21 protein-coding genes and 3 pseudogenes are annotated in these 17,366 nt (G+C 65.3%); 8 read left to right on the top strand and 16 right to left on the bottom strand.

Annotated features, from left to right (window positions below):
* Positions 1-48: 48 nt before the first annotated feature.
* The gene (locus KVT39_RS01805; RefSeq protein ID WP_217587398.1) at positions 49-990 is read left to right on the top strand and encodes a LysR substrate-binding domain-containing protein; all 942 of its coding nucleotides are present in this window, start codon (positions 49-51) and stop codon (positions 988-990) included.
* A 284-nt stretch (positions 991-1,274) separates the two neighbouring features.
* Here KVT39_RS01805 and KVT39_RS01810 read toward each other — a convergent pair whose 3' ends face one another.
* Entirely contained in the window at positions 1,275-1,463 is a 189-nt protein-coding gene (locus KVT39_RS01810; RefSeq protein ID WP_034180926.1) for a hypothetical protein, read from the bottom strand.
* A 244-nt stretch (positions 1,464-1,707) separates the two neighbouring features.
* On the opposite strand from KVT39_RS01810, the gene KVT39_RS01815 reads away from it, so the two are divergent.
* The 4 genes from KVT39_RS01815 to KVT39_RS01830 all read left to right on the top strand — a co-directional run bounded on the left by KVT39_RS01815 (position 1,708) and on the right by KVT39_RS01830 (position 4,304).
* Complete coding sequence (locus tag KVT39_RS01815) at positions 1,708-2,223, top strand: YbaK/prolyl-tRNA synthetase associated domain-containing protein (RefSeq protein WP_105391961.1); 516 nt, start codon at positions 1,708-1,710, stop codon at positions 2,221-2,223.
* Between the two features lie 50 nt (positions 2,224-2,273).
* Positions 2,274-2,912 carry a transcriptional regulator gene (locus KVT39_RS01820; protein ID WP_034180166.1) on the top strand — a complete coding sequence of 213 codons (639 nt, stop codon included), beginning with the start codon at positions 2,274-2,276 and terminating at the stop codon, positions 2,910-2,912.
* 51 nt (positions 2,913-2,963) lie between these two features.
* Positions 2,964-3,938: a threo-3-hydroxy-L-aspartate ammonia-lyase gene (locus KVT39_RS01825; protein ID WP_105391926.1), complete on the top strand. Its 975-nt coding sequence runs from the start codon at positions 2,964-2,966 to the stop codon at positions 3,936-3,938.
* Positions 3,939-4,055: 117 nt separating this feature from the next.
* Entirely contained in the window at positions 4,056-4,304 is a 249-nt protein-coding gene (locus tag KVT39_RS01830) for a hypothetical protein (protein WP_034180168.1), read from the top strand.
* 71 nt (positions 4,305-4,375) lie between these two features.
* On the opposite strand, the gene KVT39_RS01835 is transcribed toward KVT39_RS01830, so the two are convergent.
* On the bottom strand, positions 4,376-5,008 hold the full coding sequence (locus tag KVT39_RS01835) for a LysE family translocator (protein ID WP_034180169.1): 633 nt from the start codon (positions 5,006-5,008) through the stop codon (positions 4,376-4,378).
* Between the two features lie 115 nt (positions 5,009-5,123).
* Between KVT39_RS01835 and KVT39_RS01840 the strand changes: the two genes are divergently transcribed.
* On the top strand, positions 5,124-5,585 hold the full coding sequence (locus KVT39_RS01840; protein ID WP_034180170.1) for an Lrp/AsnC family transcriptional regulator: 462 nt from the start codon (positions 5,124-5,126) through the stop codon (positions 5,583-5,585).
* A 370-nt stretch (positions 5,586-5,955) separates the two neighbouring features.
* Positions 5,956-6,618: a DUF4410 domain-containing protein gene (locus KVT39_RS01845; RefSeq protein ID WP_034180171.1), complete on the top strand. Its 663-nt coding sequence runs from the start codon at positions 5,956-5,958 to the stop codon at positions 6,616-6,618.
* A 20-nt stretch (positions 6,619-6,638) separates the two neighbouring features.
* Here KVT39_RS01845 and KVT39_RS01850 read toward each other — a convergent pair.
* The 8 genes and pseudogenes from KVT39_RS01850 to KVT39_RS38385 all read right to left on the bottom strand — a co-directional run.
* Positions 6,639-6,831: pseudogene (locus tag KVT39_RS01850) on the bottom strand (IS5/IS1182 family transposase); the annotation flags it as partial.
* 60 nt (positions 6,832-6,891) lie between these two features.
* Complete coding sequence (locus KVT39_RS01855; RefSeq protein WP_217587400.1) at positions 6,892-8,139, bottom strand: collagen-like triple helix repeat-containing protein; 1,248 nt, start codon at positions 8,137-8,139, stop codon at positions 6,892-6,894.
* Between the two features lie 374 nt (positions 8,140-8,513).
* Positions 8,514-9,305, bottom strand: coding sequence for a DUF2182 domain-containing protein (locus KVT39_RS01860; RefSeq protein WP_217587402.1), 792 nt, complete (start codon positions 9,303-9,305; stop codon positions 8,514-8,516).
* Complete coding sequence (locus KVT39_RS01865; protein ID WP_034180174.1) at positions 9,302-9,946, bottom strand: DUF1326 domain-containing protein; 645 nt, start codon at positions 9,944-9,946, stop codon at positions 9,302-9,304. The genes KVT39_RS01860 and KVT39_RS01865 overlap by 4 nt, the downstream gene beginning before the upstream one ends.
* Positions 9,947-10,125: 179 nt before the next feature.
* Positions 10,126-10,368 (bottom strand): hypothetical protein, encoded by a 243-nt coding sequence (locus KVT39_RS01870; RefSeq protein ID WP_131948935.1) that lies wholly within the window; start codon positions 10,366-10,368, stop codon positions 10,126-10,128.
* A gap of 12 nt (positions 10,369-10,380) precedes the next feature.
* Positions 10,381-10,629, bottom strand: a complete 249-nt coding sequence (locus KVT39_RS01875; RefSeq protein ID WP_034180175.1) for a hypothetical protein — start codon at positions 10,627-10,629, stop codon at positions 10,381-10,383.
* A gap of 77 nt (positions 10,630-10,706) precedes the next feature.
* Positions 10,707-10,999: pseudogene (locus KVT39_RS01880) on the bottom strand (phenylacetic acid degradation protein PaaY); the annotation flags it as partial.
* Between the two features lie 2 nt (positions 11,000-11,001).
* Positions 11,002-11,283: pseudogene (locus tag KVT39_RS38385) on the bottom strand (electron transfer flavoprotein subunit alpha/FixB family protein); the annotation flags it as partial.
* A gap of 89 nt (positions 11,284-11,372) precedes the next feature.
* On the opposite strand from KVT39_RS38385, the gene KVT39_RS01890 reads away from it, so the two are divergent.
* Positions 11,373-12,761, top strand: a complete 1,389-nt coding sequence (locus KVT39_RS01890; RefSeq protein ID WP_217587404.1) for an MFS transporter — start codon at positions 11,373-11,375, stop codon at positions 12,759-12,761.
* A 66-nt stretch (positions 12,762-12,827) separates the two neighbouring features.
* Here the strand turns inward: KVT39_RS01890 and KVT39_RS01895 are convergent, their stop codons facing one another.
* The 6 genes from KVT39_RS01895 to KVT39_RS01920 all read right to left on the bottom strand — a co-directional run bounded on the left by KVT39_RS01895 (position 12,828) and on the right by KVT39_RS01920 (position 17,240).
* Positions 12,828-13,076 (bottom strand): hypothetical protein, encoded by a 249-nt coding sequence (locus KVT39_RS01895; protein ID WP_105391932.1) that lies wholly within the window; start codon positions 13,074-13,076, stop codon positions 12,828-12,830.
* Positions 13,073-14,320, bottom strand: a complete 1,248-nt coding sequence (locus KVT39_RS01900; protein WP_217587406.1) for an alkaline phosphatase family protein — start codon at positions 14,318-14,320, stop codon at positions 13,073-13,075. Before KVT39_RS01900 ends, KVT39_RS01895 begins: the two co-directional genes overlap by 4 nt.
* A 402-nt stretch (positions 14,321-14,722) precedes the next feature.
* A complete protein-coding gene (gene infA, locus KVT39_RS01905) occupies positions 14,723-14,986 on the bottom strand; it encodes a translation initiation factor IF-1 (RefSeq protein WP_034180178.1) in 264 nt (87 codons plus the stop codon).
* Between the two features lie 473 nt (positions 14,987-15,459).
* Positions 15,460-15,663 carry a cold-shock protein gene (locus KVT39_RS01910; protein WP_006483056.1) on the bottom strand — a complete coding sequence of 68 codons (204 nt, stop codon included), beginning with the start codon at positions 15,661-15,663 and terminating at the stop codon, positions 15,460-15,462.
* A 446-nt stretch (positions 15,664-16,109) separates the two neighbouring features.
* Positions 16,110-16,691 (bottom strand): hemerythrin domain-containing protein, encoded by a 582-nt coding sequence (locus KVT39_RS01915; protein ID WP_034180179.1) that lies wholly within the window; start codon positions 16,689-16,691, stop codon positions 16,110-16,112.
* Positions 16,692-16,808: 117 nt separating this feature from the next.
* Positions 16,809-17,240 (bottom strand): SDR family oxidoreductase, encoded by a 432-nt coding sequence (locus KVT39_RS01920; protein WP_254640302.1) that lies wholly within the window; start codon positions 17,238-17,240, stop codon positions 16,809-16,811.
* Positions 17,241-17,366: the final 126 nt, after the last annotated feature.

Here is a 17,366-nt window from a genome sequence, read left to right on the forward strand (position 1 = left end):
CATTCGCAAGAATGGGGCATGCGGTAGACGCACGATAGCGACGCACTGATGACTGAACAATCGAAAAATTCGCAATCCGGGTATGCAGCGCATGCATATCCGCTGGCTGACCTTACGCGCCCCCTGCCGCCGTTGACAGCGTTTCAGTCATTCGTGGCAGCGGCGCAGCTCGGCAGCGTCAGCAAGGCCGCGGACCATCTATGCCGAACGCAAGGCGCAGTGAGCCGCCAGATCCAGCAGCTGGAAGCGCATTATCGGTGCGCACTCTTTGTGCGTCACGCGTCGGGGCTGACGTTGACGGCAGAAGGAAGCGCGCTGCTGACTGTCACGGTGAACGTTCTCACGCAATTGGTTCGGCATGCCGACATCCATGCAGGGACGACCTCGGTACTCACGTTGAGGTTACCGTCCACGTTTGCAATTCGCTGGTTGCTCCCACGGCTGCCTGACATCAATCGCGCGCTGGGCGATACGGAGCTCCGCATCTCGACATCGGCGCACGATACCCCGGATTTCACTGCGACCGACGTCGATGCCATCGTCGTGCGAGGCACGGGGCAGTGGGCCGGTATGGAAGCGATTCCGTTATTCGAGGAGACGCTCACGCCGATGTGCGCGCCCATATTGGCAACATCGCTGCAATCCGTAGCCGACCTTGCGCACGCCAATTTGCTCCATCCCGGCCCCGGTCATGCAGAGTGGCGATGCTGGCTCGATCATGTTGGCTCACCCCGGATCGATGCAGGACGTGGACTCGTATTCGATACCCTCGAATTGACGCTCGCAGCGTCGATGGAAGGACACGGAATTGCAATAGGCGATCCGCGGATGGCAAGAGACCGACTTCGGGAGGGATCTCTGGTGACGCCGTTTCGGGACGTGGTTCGAAACGGCCTTTCCTATTTCCTCGTCTACCCGCCCCAACGGGCGACACAACCGAAAATTCGTGCCCTCGCCGACATCCTGCTACGTCTTGCGCGAGAAGACTGACCGATAGACGAAAGTCTCGTAGCCGAGCCGACATTCACATGTCCCACCCGAATCACGTGCGAAGGACGGGTTTTGGCCGAACCGGAACGACGCCGCACCGTGCTCGCGAGGCCGCGGCGCCCGCACTGCGGCGGTATTCGGTTGGCCGCATCGTGCGAATCTCGATGCGCAATGTAGCCTGTTCGCAGATGATTTTGGACGCAGCCAACCGGTCACCATATCGCATGGAGCAAGCAAAATTGCTGGCACCCGCCGTCACCGAGCGCCCGGCAACGAACTCCGCGTCAGCGGACGGTGATGTCGACGGTCACGATTTCGTATCCGGGGTCGGCGTTCTCGTTCGCCGCTTTTTTCGCTTCCTCATACGACAGAAAGGACATGGCGTCTTCAATCACCGGTGCCATGCCGATGTCGCCATCCTCACCGGTGCAGAGGAACTGCTCACCGGTCTTCACGACATAGATGGTCGTCATGGTCGTCATGCCTCCCTCCATGGTTTGCATGGGGAACTTCCAGTCTAGCTTCCACGACTCCGTATGCAACCCCGGCAGTCGAATTGATCTGCCGTCAAGATTCGTCATCCTCCGTGACCGCAGTTACGCCAAAGGTCATCCTGCGTGCGTCAAAGGACCAGCTCAACGATAGACGCCCGCCCGTGACAAAACGTCTATAATTGGACAATCCATCGACCATCCCGCCCGGAACGACATGAGCGACATGAACGACTACCCCGTTTTCGACACGCTTTGCGACCTGCTGACCACGTCCGGCGCCCGTTTCCGCGTGCTGGAACACCCGGCGGAAGGTAAATCCGACATCATCGCCGCGATCCGCGGCACGCGCCCCGAACAGGGCGCGAAGGCGATGCTGTGCACGTTCAAGGACGGCGGCAACACGACCGCGCTCGCCGTGATCCCCGGCCACCTGAAGATAGATTTCCGCAAGGTCGCGGACGCCGTCGGCCGCCGCAAGGCGACGCTCGCGTCACCCGATGTCGCGGCCGCCGTTACCCGCTGCGTGATGGGCGCCGTGCCGCCGTTCGTGTTCGACGGCAACGTGACGCTCGTCGTCGATCCCGCGCTGGTCGAACGCAACGACGAGATCGCGTTCAACGCGGGCCGCCTCGATCGCTCGGTCGTGCTCGATGCGGCCGACTACGTGCGGATCGCGCGCCCGTTGCTGGCCGACATCACGCGGCCGGAAACGACAACCGACCAGGAACACGCCGGTTGACCGTTTCCCGAAACCGTCGCATCGATCCGAAACCTGAACGCGAGCCCACCATGACCACCACCCGGAACAAAGCGCAGTCGGAGCAGGCATCGCTGATCGAACAGGTGCAGCGCATCGCCGAAGGGCTCGGCGAGATGTTCGCGCCGTTCACCGAGGTCGTGGTCCACGACCTGCGCACGCCGAAGCACGCGATCCTCGCGATCCACAACAACCTGTCCGGACGCGCGGTCGGCGACCCCGCGACCGAGCTCGGCCTCGCCCGCATCGAGGACGACGATTTCCCGCAGGTGCTCGCGAACTACCCGAACCGCTTCGCCGACGGCCGCACCGCGAAAAGCACGTCGATCGGCATCAAGGATTCGACCGGGCGCTACGTGGCCGCGCTGTGCCTGAACGCCGACGTCACGCTGTTCCGCGGCTTCCAGGGCATGCTGAACCAGTTCTGCAGCACGGACGGCGAAACCGTCGCCGAAACGCTCGACCCGGCCGGCGCGGACGCGATCCGGCAACGCATCGACGCGTTCGCGACGCGCCTCGCGACGACGCCGCGCGAACTGAAGACCGACCAGCGTCGCGAGCTGATGCACACGCTGAAGGCCGACGGCTTTCTCGAGGTGCGCCGCGCGATGGAGATCGTGTCGCAGCACCTCGGCGTATCGCGCGCGACCGTGTACAACGATGCGAAATGAGGCAAGCGCACTGCTTTCATGTTGACTAAATTTTCCGACCCTCGAACGACCATGAACTCTCCGACTCTCCCCACGTACGACGACGTTGCCGCCGCCGCGGCCCGGCTCGAAGGCCATGCGCACCGCACGCCGGTGATGACGTCGCGGACGATCGACGAGGCGCTCGGCGCGCAGGTGTTCTTCAAGTGCGAGAACCTGCAGCGCATGGGCGCATTCAAGTTCCGCGGCGCGTTCAACGCGCTGTCGCGCTTCGACGCCGAGCAGCGCCGCAATGGCGTCGTCGCATTCTCGTCCGGCAACCATGCGCAGGCGATCGCGCTGTCGGCGCGCATCCTCGGCATCCCGGCGACGATCGTGATGCCGCAGGATGCGCCGGCCGCGAAGATGGCCGCGACGCGCGGCTATGGCGGCAACGTCGTGACCTACGACCGCTATACCGAGGATCGCGAGCAGATCGGGCGCGACCTTGCGGAGAAGCACGGGCTCACGCTGGTCCCGCCCTACGACCATCCGGACGTGATCGCCGGCCAGGGCACGGCGGCGAAGGAACTGTTCGACGAAGTCGGGCCGCTCGACGCGGTATTCACGCCGCTCGGCGGCGGCGGGCTGCTGTCGGGCACCGCGCTGGCCACGCGTGCGCTGTCGCCGCACGCGACGTTGTACGGCGTCGAGCCGGAAGCCGGTAACGACGGCCAGCAATCGTTCCGGTCGGGCGCGATCGTGCATATCGACACACCGCGCACGATCGCCGACGGCGCGCAGACGCAGCACCTCGGCAACCTGACGTTCCCGATCATCCGCCGCGACGTCGACGACATCCTGACCGCGACGGACGCCGAACTCGTCGACTGCATGCGCTTCTTCGCGACGCGTATGAAGATTGTCGTCGAGCCGACCGGCTGCCTGTCGTTCGCCGCCGTGCGACGAATGAAGGACCAGCTGCAAGGCAAGCGTGTCGGCGTGGTGATCAGCGGCGGCAACGTCGATCTCGAGAACTTCTGCGCGCTGGTATCGACATCGGCATGAACGTCGCGGCGCGCATGAACATCCTGTCATCTGCGCGCCGCCGCTCCTTCACGTCGCGTTAAGTTTCGCGCCCTAGACTGATTACGTTGTCCTGAAGTCAGTCGTGAAGGAGCCACCATGAACACGCACGCGATCGTCGCCGCCGCCCTGGCGGCCGTTTCCCTTTCGGCGTTCGCTCAACCGGGCGTTACGTCAGCCGGTTTTCCCGCCGCATCGCCGCACGAAGCAGTCGCGCAGGCGCCCCATCGTGCGCCCGGCGCGCTGCCGGCCGCCGGCTTCGTGCTCGCGAAGATCGATCAGAACAATACGCCGCCCGACCGCGGCGGCGACCCGAGCGGCCGCACGCACGCCGGCACCCGCATGTAACGGCGCGTGCCGGCCGGCGCTGCCGCGCGCGGTCGTCATTGTCGGAACGACGGCAGCGACGGATCGCTCACCTAGATGACGCCGCGCACGCCCGCGACCAACTGGATCGCGCCGAATGCCGCGACGACGACGGCCGACACGCGCGACAGCCCGTGCATGAACGCGAACGACATCTTCGTGCGCAGCGCGGCGGTCGCGCCGCTCAGGCACAGCCACCACGTTGCGGAACCGATGAACACGCCGGCGACCATCAGCGACACGGCCGGCCACATCGCACCTTCCCGCGCGCCCGACAACGGGCCGAGCGCCGCGAAAATCCCGACGAACGACAGGATCGTCATCGGGTTCGACAGCGTGAGGCCGAACGTCGTCAGGAAATCGCGCAGGACAGTCGTGCGCGGCAGGTCGCGTTGCTGCGTCGACGCGGCCGGCGCCTGGCGCGCGATGGTCCACGCCAGCCACACGAGGAACGCGCCGCCGCCGATCTTCAGGCCGACGGTCAGCATCGGGAATGCGGTGACGATGCCCGCGATGCCCAGCGCGCCGAGCAGGCCATAGATCGCGTCGGCGCACGCGGCGCCGACACCCGTCGCGAACCCCGCCTGAAAGCCGCGGCTCAGGCTGCGCTGAATGCACAGCATGCCGATCGGGCCGACCGGCACCGCGATCGACAGCCCCATTACGACGGACTTGATGAACAGCATCGCCTGCTCCTTGCGACATGCAACGGGTTGAACAGGCATCGTAGGGAAAGTCCGGTCGCCGCTGAATGCTGTTTTTAAGGAAAAATAGCCGTTCTGCCTTAAAAAAACCGCCGCGATGGACGATCTGGACTGGAAGATACTCGCGCTGTTGCAGGCCAACGGCCGCATCAGCTATACGGAGCTGGCCCGCCAGGTTCACCTGTCGGTGCCGGCGGTGACGGAACGCGTGAAGCGCCTTGAAACGGCCGGCGTCATCGAGGGCTACACGGCCCGGATCAACCCGGCCGCAGCCGGCTATCCGGTGAGTGCGCTGATCGGCATCACGGTGCCGCAGCCGGCGAAAGCGAAATTCCTCAAGTTGCTGGAGACGATTCCCGAAGTCGTCGAATGCCATCACGTGACGGGCGCCGACTCGTATGTCATGCGGTTCGTCGCCACCAGCATGACCCACCTCGAACAGTTGATCGAACGCATCAACCTGTACGGCGAAACGCGCACGTCGATCGTGATGTCGACGCCGCTGCCGGCGCGCGGGCTGGCGCGGCCGCCGTCGAAGTTCGATGACGGCCGCAAGTAGCTGGCCGCGTTTTAATGGCCGGCCGGAAGATCCCGGCTGGAACCTTGGGCGGCCGGTGACGGTCGGCCGACCAAGAGACGGGTAGCAATGGTCGACAACTCAGCCGATGGCGTCTGGATAGGGCTCAACTTGTCGTCATCAAGACGGGCGAGCGCTGCGAATCGTTGCAGCTCTGCGTTTGAAATAAGAGGGAAAAGAATCCATCCCTCGGTTCCAAGCGCAGATATACCTAATGCTCAATCTTCAAAGTCGTTTACTCAAAACACTTATTGACCTGCTTTCGCAGGTTGTGGGTAATTGCAAGGTTGACGCCCCGTATTCACGCTCATAAGCTGGCCCTCGTTCCAATCTTGAAAAATGGGCGAAAACAATGAGAAAGCTCAATCAGGCAGTTTTTGCCGCGTTCATCATTTGGTTTGCGACGAGTTTCGCGCACGCGCAGCAGCCGGCCGCGAGCGGCTCGGACGTCGCGCCTGCCACACCGGTCATGTACGTGCGGGCTTTCCAGGTCGTTCAAGAAAGCAACGGCTCGGGGCGCTTGCTGTCCCGTTCGCGCGCGATCACGCACGGGAGGTCGGCTAGCCAGAATGCAGGTGCGTTGGCGAAGGCCATCGTCCAGCAGCTAAGCAACGCGGGCGTCACCGCGCGTTATCTCGCACCCGGCGAGCCATTGCCGATGCACGCATCGGGCTGGCTGATCGGCGGCGTTTTCTATTCACGCGTCCCGAGCGGCCGCATTCAGTCGCTGCTGCAAGGCGGCTCGGACGACGGCAACCCGAACACGGAAGTCTCAGTGACGATCGCCGACGCGGCTGGGGACTCCAACGTGCCGTTTGCGATCATCGGCGTGAAGGATGCGATCAAGGCGCAGGGCACGGTGGCGAGCTGGAATCCGTACATCGTTGCGGCAAAGTTCGTCGTCAAGAAAGTCGAGGGGACGATCGCGGTCGATTCATTGGCGAAGGAAATCGCCAATCAGATCATCGAGCACCTGGAGGCGCTGCAGCAGCATGCGGCGGCACGGCCGCATTAAGGTGAGGCCAAGAGGCGGTTTCATAACGATCGCCGTGAGGTGTTCCAGCAGATCATGCGGCAGCCGGGTTTAAGAAGCGCTTCGTGGATGTCGGCACGTCGCTCGGAACGAATGCGAGGATGCCGGAAATGATGCAAACCAAGCGTGCGTGCGTTCAACGACCCAACGGACCTTCCCGGGACCGCTGCCGTCAGGTTTCCCGCGTCGGGCGATGCTGAAGCCGTCTCCAAGGCCATTTGGCCGGTTGCCTCTGTGACGTTCGGCGCCGATCGGCTATTTGCCGACCGCGCCGCCGAGCAGGCCGCCCACCAGCGACGTCACCGACGCGAGCGGATTGCCGCCGCCGCCCAACGGCGTGGTGCCACCCGTGCCGGTCGCGGAACCGTCGTGCACGGGCGCCGGCATGCCGCCGACCACACTCGTCACCAGGCCGGCGATCGGCACCGCGCCATTCGCGCCGCTCGGATTCACGAGCCCGCCCGCATTGGTCACCGTATTGCCGACGGCACGGACGAGGTCACCGACACCGCTAACGACCGGCTGCGGCGACGTAGACGTCACCTTCCATCCGGCGGACGTGATTGCGCTGCCGACCTGCCCGAGCAGGCCGGCGACCGGCTGGCCGAGGCCGGTTGCCGTGCCGACCTGTTGCGTGAGTTGGCCGGCCGTCGTCACGAGCGGGGTGATCGCCGTGCTGAGCGCCTGCGTCGCCTGCTGGACCGGGCCCGACGACAGGGCCGAGCCGAGCATGGTGCCGCCCGACTTCAGACCGCCGGCCACCGTGTCGAGCAAGCCGCCGACCGGCGTCGTGATCGGCGCCAGCGGCGACAGCGGACCGGAGCCGAGCGCCTTCACCGTCTCGCCGAGACCGCTAACCGGATTGCTGGTCGAGCCGACGATGGTGCCGAGGCCGGCGACCGTCGTGCCGACCGGGTTCGGCGTGAAGCCGATCTGACCGATGCCGTTGCTCACGGCGTTCGACGTATCGCGGACGATCGTGCCGACGCCGGTGACCGTGTCGGCCGGCCCGGCGGTCACGCCCTTGCTGACGCCGCCGGGCAGGCTCGCGCCGCCTATCGTGACGCCCACGTCCGTGACAACGGAGCCGACCGAGCTGACGATGCCGTTGGTGCTGGGCGTGCCGCTGGTTCCGCTGGTGCCTCCGATTCCGCTGGTGCCGCTGCTGGTTCCGCTTGTGCCACTGGTCCCGCTAGTCCCGCTGGTTCCGCTGGTTCCGCTGGTTCCGCTGGTTCCGCTAGTCCCGCTAGTTCCGCTAGTTCCGCTGGTTCCGCTGGTCCCGCTGGTCCCGCTGGTTCCGCTAGTCCCGCTAGTCCCGCTGGTTCCGCTCGTGCCACTGCTCCCGCTCGTGCCGCTGCTCCCGCTCGTGCCGCTCGTACTCGTTCCGATGTTGTTACCGGCCAGTTTCGGCACCGTAACGTCGCTGCCGCCGCACGCGGCCAGCGCACACGCCGCGGCAATGGCGGCGAGCGCAACGTTCGCCTTGATGAAATGATTTTGCATGGAAGTCCCCGTCAGCTATTCAGCGCGAACATTCCAGCAAGCATCTACCGTGCCACCTTCGTCGGCTTCGTTAACAATTCCTCAACCGCGCCGTAGCGGCTTTCCTGACGGCACTTTCCGGCACGACGCATCGCATGCGAGTCCAGCCCTGCGGTTCGATCCGCCCTCGCGTCCCCGCGACGCCGACGTAACACCGGCCCTGCGTTACGTAGCACGAGCGGTGAAAAAACGGCCGCGACCGCACCTCGCTTGCCCCCGCCCCGGCACCTCGCGCAAGCCGCCGCTTCATTGAAAATCTCCCGTTACCCCGAAGACGTTTCCGCTGCGTGTGGAAGTCGCGCATCGCGAATGACTTGCGAACCCGGATGCCCCATTCAAACGATCAACGTCACGGCGGCCCAGGCGATCAGCACGACGCCCAGCACGCGCCCGACAAGGTCTCCACCTGGCAGGATTTTTTCCGCGAACACGAACAGCGACAGCGCGGCAATCCAGACGACATTCATCACGCCGCCGACGAATAGCAGCGCCATCAGCAACCAACAGCAGCCCACGCAATACATGCCGTGGCGCGCGCCGAGCAGGAAACTGCCGACGACGCCCGGACGCCAGTGCGCGACCAGAAAACCGGCCGGCGCGCGGCATTGCCGAAGGCACGCGCGTTTCAGCGGCGAGAATTGATAGAGCCCGGCCAGCGCGAGAACGACTGCGGAAAGAACAGCGCTCTTCGACCACAGCATCATTGCGGAGATCAGCCCGGCCGGCTGCAGCAGCACCTGAAGCAACGCCGCGCCGATCGAGAACGCGAGCCATACGGCCAGATAACCGGCCAGCAGCGACACCGACATGAACGCGGCACCCGAGCCGTCCGCGCCGCGATGCCGCAGCACGCGCCGGTACAGCATCACGAGCGGCGCCGCGCTGGGCGTCATCATCGCGATCATCATCACCCACCACATCGCAATCACGGTCGGCAGCGACGGATCCATGCTGCCCATGCCGGCCGCCAGTCGATGCGGAAAGAGCGCGACCGTTGTCATCTCCAGCGCCGACATGCCGGTTCCCGCGCCCATCCACAGATAGAACCAGCACGCGCCGACGAGCGCGGCCATGCCGAGCAGCGTGACGACGCGCTCGCGCCCGAGCCAGGTGTCGAACGGAGTCATGCCGCAACGCGATGCCGGATCAGCCCGTGGTTGTTCATGTGCAGCCGCGCGAACTGCGCGTAGGTTCCGTCGAGCGTCAACGCGATGTTGCCTTGCGAGCGCCCCGTGCCCGAACCGATCTCGGCAAGCTCGTATTCGAAGCCGTTCGGCAGGTCGATTCGCGCGCGATGCTCGGCGCCCGTCACCGGGTTGAGAATCGGATCGCCCGCAACGTCGAACACGCCGTCGACATGAATCCGGCCGCGCCGCGCATCGACATCGACGTCGAAATCGATCTTCGTGAAGATCGGCTCGAACGCGTGCTCGAGCGTCGACGCATACACCGAGAACATCGTCGCAAACGGATCGGTATCCTGACCGGTCATGATCTTCAGCACCGCTTCGCGCTGTGCCGGGCTGGCGCGCTCGTCGACGATCGGCTGGCACTTGCCCTTGCCTTCGTGGACCGCCCCCGGCCACTGAAACACGACAGCGATCCTGACGCCGTCGAGCACCACGTCACCGTAGTGGCCGCTGTCGATCGAAATCGCGCCCATCGCTTCGCAATTGCCGTTGGTCGGCAACGCACTGAACTGGCAAGGACAACCGTATGAGCAATTGCAACTGATCAATTCGGTACCCTGAATTTCCCACGGAGTCATGACTCCACCTCGCGCTCGGTGACATATGAACGCTTCGAATCTAGTGCACGGCACTGGGGAAATCAAAGCCGGAATGGAAGGCCGGTTCGACGCGTGAAACCCGTGCGTTCCGGCCTCACGCGTGACGTTCCGAACGACTCGACGAAGGCGGTTCCGGCCACCGTCGTCGCACCCGGATCTCACACGAACAGCGACGCGACGATCGCACACCACGCGGCACTCGCGCCGCGCGGAAACACTCGCCGAGGATCGCCGTGATCTCTTCCGCCGACAGCAGCTCGCGAGTTCATTTCCGGTTCGATTGAATCAAGAGCGGAATCAAGAGCGGCTTCGCCGCCGGCCAGCGAATACGCGTAGTCACGGATTGACAGAGTCGATTCGATCGAACGCCATGTTGCAGCCGATTCGTCGAACACGAACATGGGTGTCGCCCGTTAACCCGGCTTTCTCGCCGCCTCTGCGACGGCCACCCAGCCCATCACGGCGCCGGCGACCCAGCAGCACGTGACCAGCAGGTCGAGATCCATCCAGCCTTCGAAATTCGCGCTGTTTTCGAAACTGCAGCGATGATGGCCCCTGACCCATATGCAGCCGCTGATGAACTGCTGAATGTGCATGTAGACGTTGAAAACCGCAAAGGCGGAGGTAATGACGGCGACCCGCAGGCGTATGCTCGTTTTCATTGGCGCTGAAGGCGTGGGATGAACTCCTGCCGATCTTAAGCCAACGGCGACGTGTGACGCAATCGATCCGGTATCGGCCCGCTCATCGTGTCCGGTTCGAGCGTCGCGTCATGCACGATCGCGCCATGGCCGACGTGGCCGTTGACGCCGAGCCGGCACTGCTCGCCGACCCTTCATGCAGCACGCAGCCGTCCTGCACGTTGCTGCCGTCCGCGACGACGATCGCGCCGAAGTCGCCGCGCAGGCTCGCATGCGGGCCGATGTAGCAGCGCGCGCCGATCGTCACGTCGCCGATCACGACCGCGCTCGGGTCGACATACGCGGACGGATCGACGCGCGGCCGCATCTCGTTGAATTCGAATAGCGGCATCGTCAGAGCGCCGCGACCGCTTCCGGCACGAGCGTGAACAGATCGCCGACGACACCGTAGTCGACCACGCTGAAGATCGGCGCTTCCGGATCCTTGTTGATCACGACGATCACCTTCGAATCCTTCATGCCGGCGAGATGCTGGATCGCGCCCGAGATGCCGACCGCGATGTACAACTGCGGCGCGGCAGGCATCCATCCGGAAGCGGTGCGAAACGGGGTGGAAGCCCCGTTTTCTTTTGACGGGAGGAAAGAGGCAAACGACCGCGATGCCGGGTACGCCGCTTGCGCGCCGGCTGCCCTCGCCTGTTGACGCCACGCTGTCAGCAGGCGGCGCCTAAGCTCGATCGTTCGACACCCGAGGAGCATCGCTCGTGACCCGCACCGAACAATTCGCCGAATACGCCAGCCGTGCCGGCAGACGGCGCGGCCTGACCCTGCTGCCCCTCTGCATCGCCGTGCTCGTCGCACAGGTCGACACGGCCGTCGTCAATCTCGCGACGCGCGCGATCGGCGACTATTTCCACGCGGGCGTCGATGCATTGCAATGGGTCGTCGACAGTTACAACCTCAGTTACGCGGTACTGCTGCTGACCGGCGGGCTACTCGCCGATCTCCACGGCCGGCGTCGCATTTTCATCGCCGGCACCGCGCTGTTTACGGTCGCGTCGCTGCTGTGCGCGCTCGCGCCGTCGGTGTCGGTGTTGATCGCCGCACGCGCGCTGGCCGGTGTCGGCGCGGCATTGTTGCTGCCCGCGTCGCTCGCGATCGTGCGTGTCGTGTGGCGCGATCCGGTCGAGCGCGGCCGCGCGCTCGGCATCTGGGCTGCGTGCAACGGCGCGGCAATGGCGATCGGCCCGACGCTCGGCGGCGTGCTGATCCGGCACTTCGGCTGGCGCAGCATCTTCTTCGTCGTCGTGCCGCTGAGCATCGCCGCGATGCTGCTCGCGATCCCGGCCGTGCCCGAGTCGTCCGACCCGCGCGGCCGGCATTTCGACGGCGGCGCGCAAGTTACGGGTGCGCTCGCGCTCGGCGCGCTCGCATATTCGGCGATCGTGTTCCGCGATTCGCCGGCCGCGTGCGCGCTCGCGAGCTGCGTCGCGATTGTGTCGTTCGTCGTATTCACCTCGATCGAACGGCGCCACGGCGCGGCCGCGCTTGTACCGCTCGACCTCTTCCGGATCGGCACGTTTCGCGGCGCGATCGCCGCAACCGCCGGCATGACGTTCGGGATGTACGGCGTGCTGTTCCTGCTGCCGCTGACCTGGCAAAGCATCGGCCGCCTCGACTCGATCGGTGCGGGCCTCGCGCTGCTGCCGATGGCGCTCGCGTTCGTTGTCGTGTCGCCGTGCTCCGGGCCGCTGTCCGAGCGCGTCGGCACGCGCACGACGACGGCCGGCGGCGTCGCGGTGATCGCGAGCGGGCTCGCTGCGATCGGCGCGTCCGCCGGTTCATCGAGCCTGCTCGGCACTGAAATCGGGCTAGCGTTGACGGGACTCGGAATGGGGATCGCGACAGGGCCGTTGATGACCGTCGCCGTTGGCGCGGTCGAGGCCGCGCGCTCGGGCACCGCGAGTGCGCTCGTCAACGTCGCGCGGATGGCCGGCGCGACGCTCGGAATCGCGGTACTCGGCACGCTGTTCGCGGCCGCGCACGGCGGCGCGACCGGCTTGCGCGCGGCGATGTTTGCCGGCGCGGCCGTTCAGTTGACGGGTGCGGCGGTAGCGGCAGTCAGCGTGCAGCGCGCGCGCCAAGCGGCGTGACGCGTCGCGGCCTCTCTCACGCACGCACCGGCTTCACACCGCCCCACCCGTGCGCCGCCATACCCGTCAGCGATGCTTCCCGCCGTGCCGGCGCCGCCGGTGTTCCGCACGCGCCTGCAGCAGCGTCGGCATCAGTTCCTCGATGTATTGCCGCGCCTGCCCGCGCGTCACGATCTCGCTGAAGCGCAGATGGGCGTTGTCGTGGCCGACCAGCGCCGCATGCGCTTTCTTCAGGATGTGCAGATAGGCGATCAGGCTCGTGCCGTCGCGCACGGGCAGCGCGTCACGCGGGTCCAGGGCCGGGGTCGTGCTCATGATCCAATCCTTTGCGGGCAGTCGGTGCGGCAGGTGGTCGTCACGAGCGCCAGCAGGTCGTTGGCGAGGCGGTCGCGATCGGTCAGCGGCGCGAGGCCGAACAGCCGCTCGAGCGTCGCGGCGACCGACGCATGATCGTACGGCGTGTGGTCGACCTTCCCGGCCGCGACCCACGGCGAAATCACGATCGCCGGCACGCGCACGCCATACACGTCGAAGCCGAAGCCGCTCGCATTCAGCGTCGCGGCCGCGCCGTCGTTCGGCGGCGGCGCGGCGCCCGGCCTGACCGAATCGTAGAAGCCGCCGTGCTCGTCGTAGACGATCACGAACAGGCTGCTGTTCCACACCGGCGAATTGCGGATCGCGTTGTACACGCGCGCGGCGAGCTGGTCGCCGCCGGCCAGCCCGTCCATCGGGTGTTGCGAGCTGCCGTTCCGGTAGGTGCCGTGCACGATGTCGCCGTAGCTCGGCTCGATGAACGTGTAGCGTGCCGTGTAGCCGGCCGCGAGATCGGCCTCGAAGTGCGCGAGATCGTCGACGTCGACGAAGCTGATGCCCTTCAGCGACGCGACCTGCGGCACGTGGCCGAGCGGGTCGCCCGACTGATCCTGGTAGATGCGCCAGTTGTCGTCGCCGAGCGCACCGAAGATCGAACCCTTCGGATAGCGGAAGCCGTCGAACGCCTCCCACCCGCCCATTTCCTCCCTGGTCGGCGAATGGTCGAGCCCGGCCGACGACGCGCCGTGCAGGAAGAAGCGGTTCGGCCAGGTCGGCCCCGGCATCGACGCATGCCACGCGTCGCACAGCACGAACGCATTCGCGAGTGCGTACAGCGACGGCGCGTGCGTCCGCACGTCGGCGCCCTGCATGATCTTGCCCGCGTCGGCCGGCTGAGGCGGCGTGCCTTCGGAATGCGACGTCGCGTAGTTCGACACGAATCCCGAATTATTGACGCCCGGATAAGCCTGCCCTTTCATGAACGGCACGCCCGCGCCGCAGAGCTGTTCGAGCACGTCGGTGAATTCGTGGCACGGGTCGGTCGGCATCCGGTCGGGCGCGCCGCCGCCGAACGGATAGACGGCGCCGCCATACGCATTGCTGTCGCCCGGCGACGCGGCGACGATGTCGGCGATGCCCGACAGCGCGAACAGGTGATCGAACGAGCGGTTCTCGAGCATCAGCACGAACACGTGCTGGATGCGATCCTGAACCGGTGGGGATGCGGGAGCTGCGTCTGCACTCATGGCGCCTCCTGGCGTCGCGCGACGAATGTCCGGCTGGCACGGTCGTTGGCCCGCTGAAAGCGACTGAAGGGATTGAAAGCCACGCGCGAGCCGCGAATTGCCGACGAGTGTACGACCGTGCCGGCATCCGCGTAAAGCGACGCACAGTGCGTGCGCGGCGTGCGTGCTCAACCAGCTGCCGATGTGGCCGGCCGGCGCAATGCGCAGCGAATCAACGAGTACGGGGGAGAAACGACGATCCGAACCGGGCGGTTCGATCGGGATGCGACCTGGGCCGCCACGGCGTGACGACGCCGCAAGCGACCGACGAACGGCACGACCCGTGCCGTCCATCCGGTTCGTCCGGCCGCATGGCCGGACGGGAGTAGATCGGCGCGGTGCTGCGCGCGCGATCCTGGCCGCTTAGCGGCGCGGCCCGCTGTTGCGTTGCGGACGCGGGGAATTCGCGTCCTTGTGACGGAAGTTGATGCGGCCCTTGGTAAGGTCGTACATCGACAGTTCCAGCGTCACGCGGTCACCCGCGAGAATGCGGATGTGGTTCTTGCGCATGCGGCCCGACGCATATGCGCCCACCACCACGCCGTTTTCCAGCGTGACACGGTATTTGCTGTCCGGCAGCACTTCGTCGACGATTCCGTCCAGTTCCAGCAGTTCTTCTTTTGCCAAACCAATTCCTCCAGACAAGGTGATTGACCGCGGCCGCGGCGATCTGCCCGGCGCCGTTTCCCGCAACGGGACGACGGCCGGCAGGCTGCCGGGTATCGGTTCGTTCAGACGGGCCACGGGCCTGTCTTGCGATCGGAGCCCGGCGCGTTGCGGCGTTCGGGCGGTCGGTGGCGGCGGCGCGATGAGCGCCGCGCAAGTAGTCGGGACCGCGCCGGCTGCTATGGCATGGCGTCGGTCTGCTCGGGTTGATGCGTTAAAGCGGTGATGCGCTGGCGAAGCGGCGCTCGCTTCGCGAGGGCGTTATGTCGCACGCGGGTCACGCATGCGATGGGGAGGCGTCACGGCCGATGCATCGTGAATGTCGCGATGCATCGGTCGTGCGCATCGGAACGCGCAGGCCACCGGAACAGCGGCGCCCCGCGCGAAACTCCATCCGGCACCCGCCGCCGATCGGCGGCCGATGCCGATGCGGCTTACTGCGGCGTGATGTTCGACGCTTGCAGACCCTTCGGGCCGCGCTTCACTTCGAAGCTGACCTTCTGGCCTTCGGCCAGGGTCTTGAAACCCGTGCCGCGAATTTCCGAGAAATGGGCGAACAGATCGTCGCCGCCGTTGTCCGGGGAGATGAAACCAAAGCCCTTGGTTTCGTTGAACCACTTGACGGTACCGGTATCCACAAATACTTCCTTAATACGAATAATTGAACATGCGCCCGCGACGGGCACAGAAAGAATCAAAGAGGGAGAGACCAACGACTGCCGCACACGGAGTGCGGCCAATGATGAGCAATCGAACTTCTTGAAGACTTCGGTCACGGACACTACGCGGTAGCGGCCGCCCCGTCAAGCTCTTTCGGTGCGACGCGCGCGCACGGGCGCCGCGCGCGCCTTATGTGGCGGGTGTTGCCGGCCGACGGAGCATATTTCGATGCGCCCCCGATTTTTGGCCGGGCCGCCGGTTTTTTGCCGCAGTTCGAGCACGTGCTGCAGCGCCGGCGGCGCGTCGCTTTTTTCGCGCGCCTGACCTGCACGCCGATAAAACACTTGCTCGACTGCGCGGCCGCCATTTCGATCCGGGTTTGCGTCATGAGACGGCCCGCACCGAAAGAGCCATCACCGAGCCGCTAACTTTCCGTCTCCGGAATCGTATTGACGATCATCGAAAACAATTTGTCGAGATCGGCTTCGAGCTCGCTCCCGTCGAACGGATCGCGATTGGCTCCGAAGGCGGCGTCCGTCTCGGCCCAGTCTTCCGCCGTCAGCAGGCGTCCGGCGGCGGGCAAAATCAACGTCTCTTCCATACACCGGTGATCGGCGTAGTACTCGGCATATTCGTCCACCTTGGCTTGCAAAGCACGAAGTGCGGGAGCGCCCTTCAGCTCATAGCGCGTCAATGCGTGCTCCAGATTCATCAACTTCAATTCTCCCAACGCGTGTTGAGATTCCAGTTCGTCAATGACACTGTCGAACTCGTTTGTCTTGTCCCGCAGCGGCGCAAACAAGTAACGCTCCTCCTTGGGATGATGCACCTTCTCAGGGTACTCGCGAATGTAATAAAGCATGGCCCGAAACACCATGAGACCCGGAGCGGGCTTGCCAGTCGTCAGAAGATGGACAAACCGCCGCATGCCGTCGATCACGGTAGACAATTGCTCATGCTCACGGAAAATGATGGCGATGGCCCTACGCGGCCCGTGCGATGACATATCAAGCTCCGCGGCAGTACGTGAAATGCACCGGCGAATCGACCCGCTGCGCCACTCCGGCAGCAAGTACAAGCGCCAGTGTCGACACTTTCAATGTCGTTCATCAGCAGCCCGACATCAAAGCAAGCCGACGCCAAAGCCTTGATGGAAATCAACGATCTGTGCGGACATCGTGGCCCGCGGAGTCAGCGCCCCTCGGCCGGATCCTCGGTCGGTATATTCATAGCATTCTTCGATGCGTTCGAGCGATTTGCGTAGCCGTGCGTGCGCCTTCCCCCAGCGCTTGAGCGCGAGCATCTTCTGCGTCTCGTCGATCCAAGCCTGGTCGAACTGCCCCTGTTCGAGCAGCACCGGAAACATCCCGGCCTCGATCACGCCGACCAGGATCGAATTCGCGCGAACGTTGCAACGCCCCTCCTCGCGCGCTAGCCCCTTGACCAGTGCCTCGTTCGCGGCCTTCGGCGCGACCAACACGCTGCGCGTCGACGAGGACGACGACCTGTATGCGGCGATGGCGCGGGCCGTGAAGGCCGGCGCGTCGGTGCGCATGCCCGTGCGGGCCGCACGAATACCGCGCGGTGCTGGAGGACAAGAACGGCGCGCTGCTCATGATTTCGCAGAAACGGCCGGCATGACGATGCGCGGCGCGCGTGCGGGAATACGGGCGCATCACGC

It is taken from the genome of Burkholderia sp. GbtcB21 (genome assembly GCF_019091065.1).
In the GTDB taxonomy this organism is placed as follows: Bacteria; Pseudomonadota; Gammaproteobacteria; order Burkholderiales; family Burkholderiaceae; genus Burkholderia; species Burkholderia pyrrocinia_C.

Bases quoted from the DNA above. Each gene is read 5' to 3' on its own strand.
- KVT39_RS01805 (WP_217587398.1), top strand. From the start codon at position 49: ATGACTGAACAATCGAAAAATTCGCAATCCGGGTATGCAGCGCATGCA.
- KVT39_RS01810 (WP_034180926.1), bottom strand. From the start codon at position 1,463: ATGACGACCATCTATGTCGTGAAGACCGGTGAGCAGTTCCTCTGCACC.
- KVT39_RS01815 (WP_105391961.1), top strand. From the start codon at position 1,708: ATGAACGACTACCCCGTTTTCGACACGCTTTGCGACCTGCTGACCACG.
- KVT39_RS01820 (WP_034180166.1), top strand. From the start codon at position 2,274: ATGACCACCACCCGGAACAAAGCGCAGTCGGAGCAGGCATCGCTGATC.
- KVT39_RS01825 (WP_105391926.1), top strand. From the start codon at position 2,964: ATGAACTCTCCGACTCTCCCCACGTACGACGACGTTGCCGCCGCCGCG.
- KVT39_RS01830 (WP_034180168.1), top strand. From the start codon at position 4,056: ATGAACACGCACGCGATCGTCGCCGCCGCCCTGGCGGCCGTTTCCCTT.
- KVT39_RS01835 (WP_034180169.1), bottom strand. From the start codon at position 5,008: ATGCTGTTCATCAAGTCCGTCGTAATGGGGCTGTCGATCGCGGTGCCG.
- KVT39_RS01840 (WP_034180170.1), top strand. From the start codon at position 5,124: ATGGACGATCTGGACTGGAAGATACTCGCGCTGTTGCAGGCCAACGGC.
- KVT39_RS01845 (WP_034180171.1), top strand. From the start codon at position 5,956: ATGAGAAAGCTCAATCAGGCAGTTTTTGCCGCGTTCATCATTTGGTTT.
- KVT39_RS01855 (WP_217587400.1), bottom strand. From the start codon at position 8,139: ATGCAAAATCATTTCATCAAGGCGAACGTTGCGCTCGCCGCCATTGCC.
- KVT39_RS01860 (WP_217587402.1), bottom strand. From the start codon at position 9,305: ATGACTCCGTTCGACACCTGGCTCGGGCGCGAGCGCGTCGTCACGCTG.
- KVT39_RS01865 (WP_034180174.1), bottom strand. From the start codon at position 9,946: ATGACTCCGTGGGAAATTCAGGGTACCGAATTGATCAGTTGCAATTGC.
- KVT39_RS01870 (WP_131948935.1), bottom strand. From the start codon at position 10,368: ATGTTCGTGTTCGACGAATCGGCTGCAACATGGCGTTCGATCGAATCG.
- KVT39_RS01875 (WP_034180175.1), bottom strand. From the start codon at position 10,629: ATGAAAACGAGCATACGCCTGCGGGTCGCCGTCATTACCTCCGCCTTT.
- KVT39_RS01895 (WP_105391932.1), bottom strand. From the start codon at position 13,076: ATGAGCACGACCCCGGCCCTGGACCCGCGTGACGCGCTGCCCGTGCGC.
- KVT39_RS01900 (WP_217587406.1), bottom strand. From the start codon at position 14,320: ATGAGTGCAGACGCAGCTCCCGCATCCCCACCGGTTCAGGATCGCATC.
- KVT39_RS01915 (WP_034180179.1), bottom strand. From the start codon at position 16,691: ATGTCATCGCACGGGCCGCGTAGGGCCATCGCCATCATTTTCCGTGAG.
- KVT39_RS01920 (WP_254640302.1), bottom strand. From the start codon at position 17,240: ATGCGCACCGACGCGCCGGCCTTCACGGCCCGCGCCATCGCCGCATAC.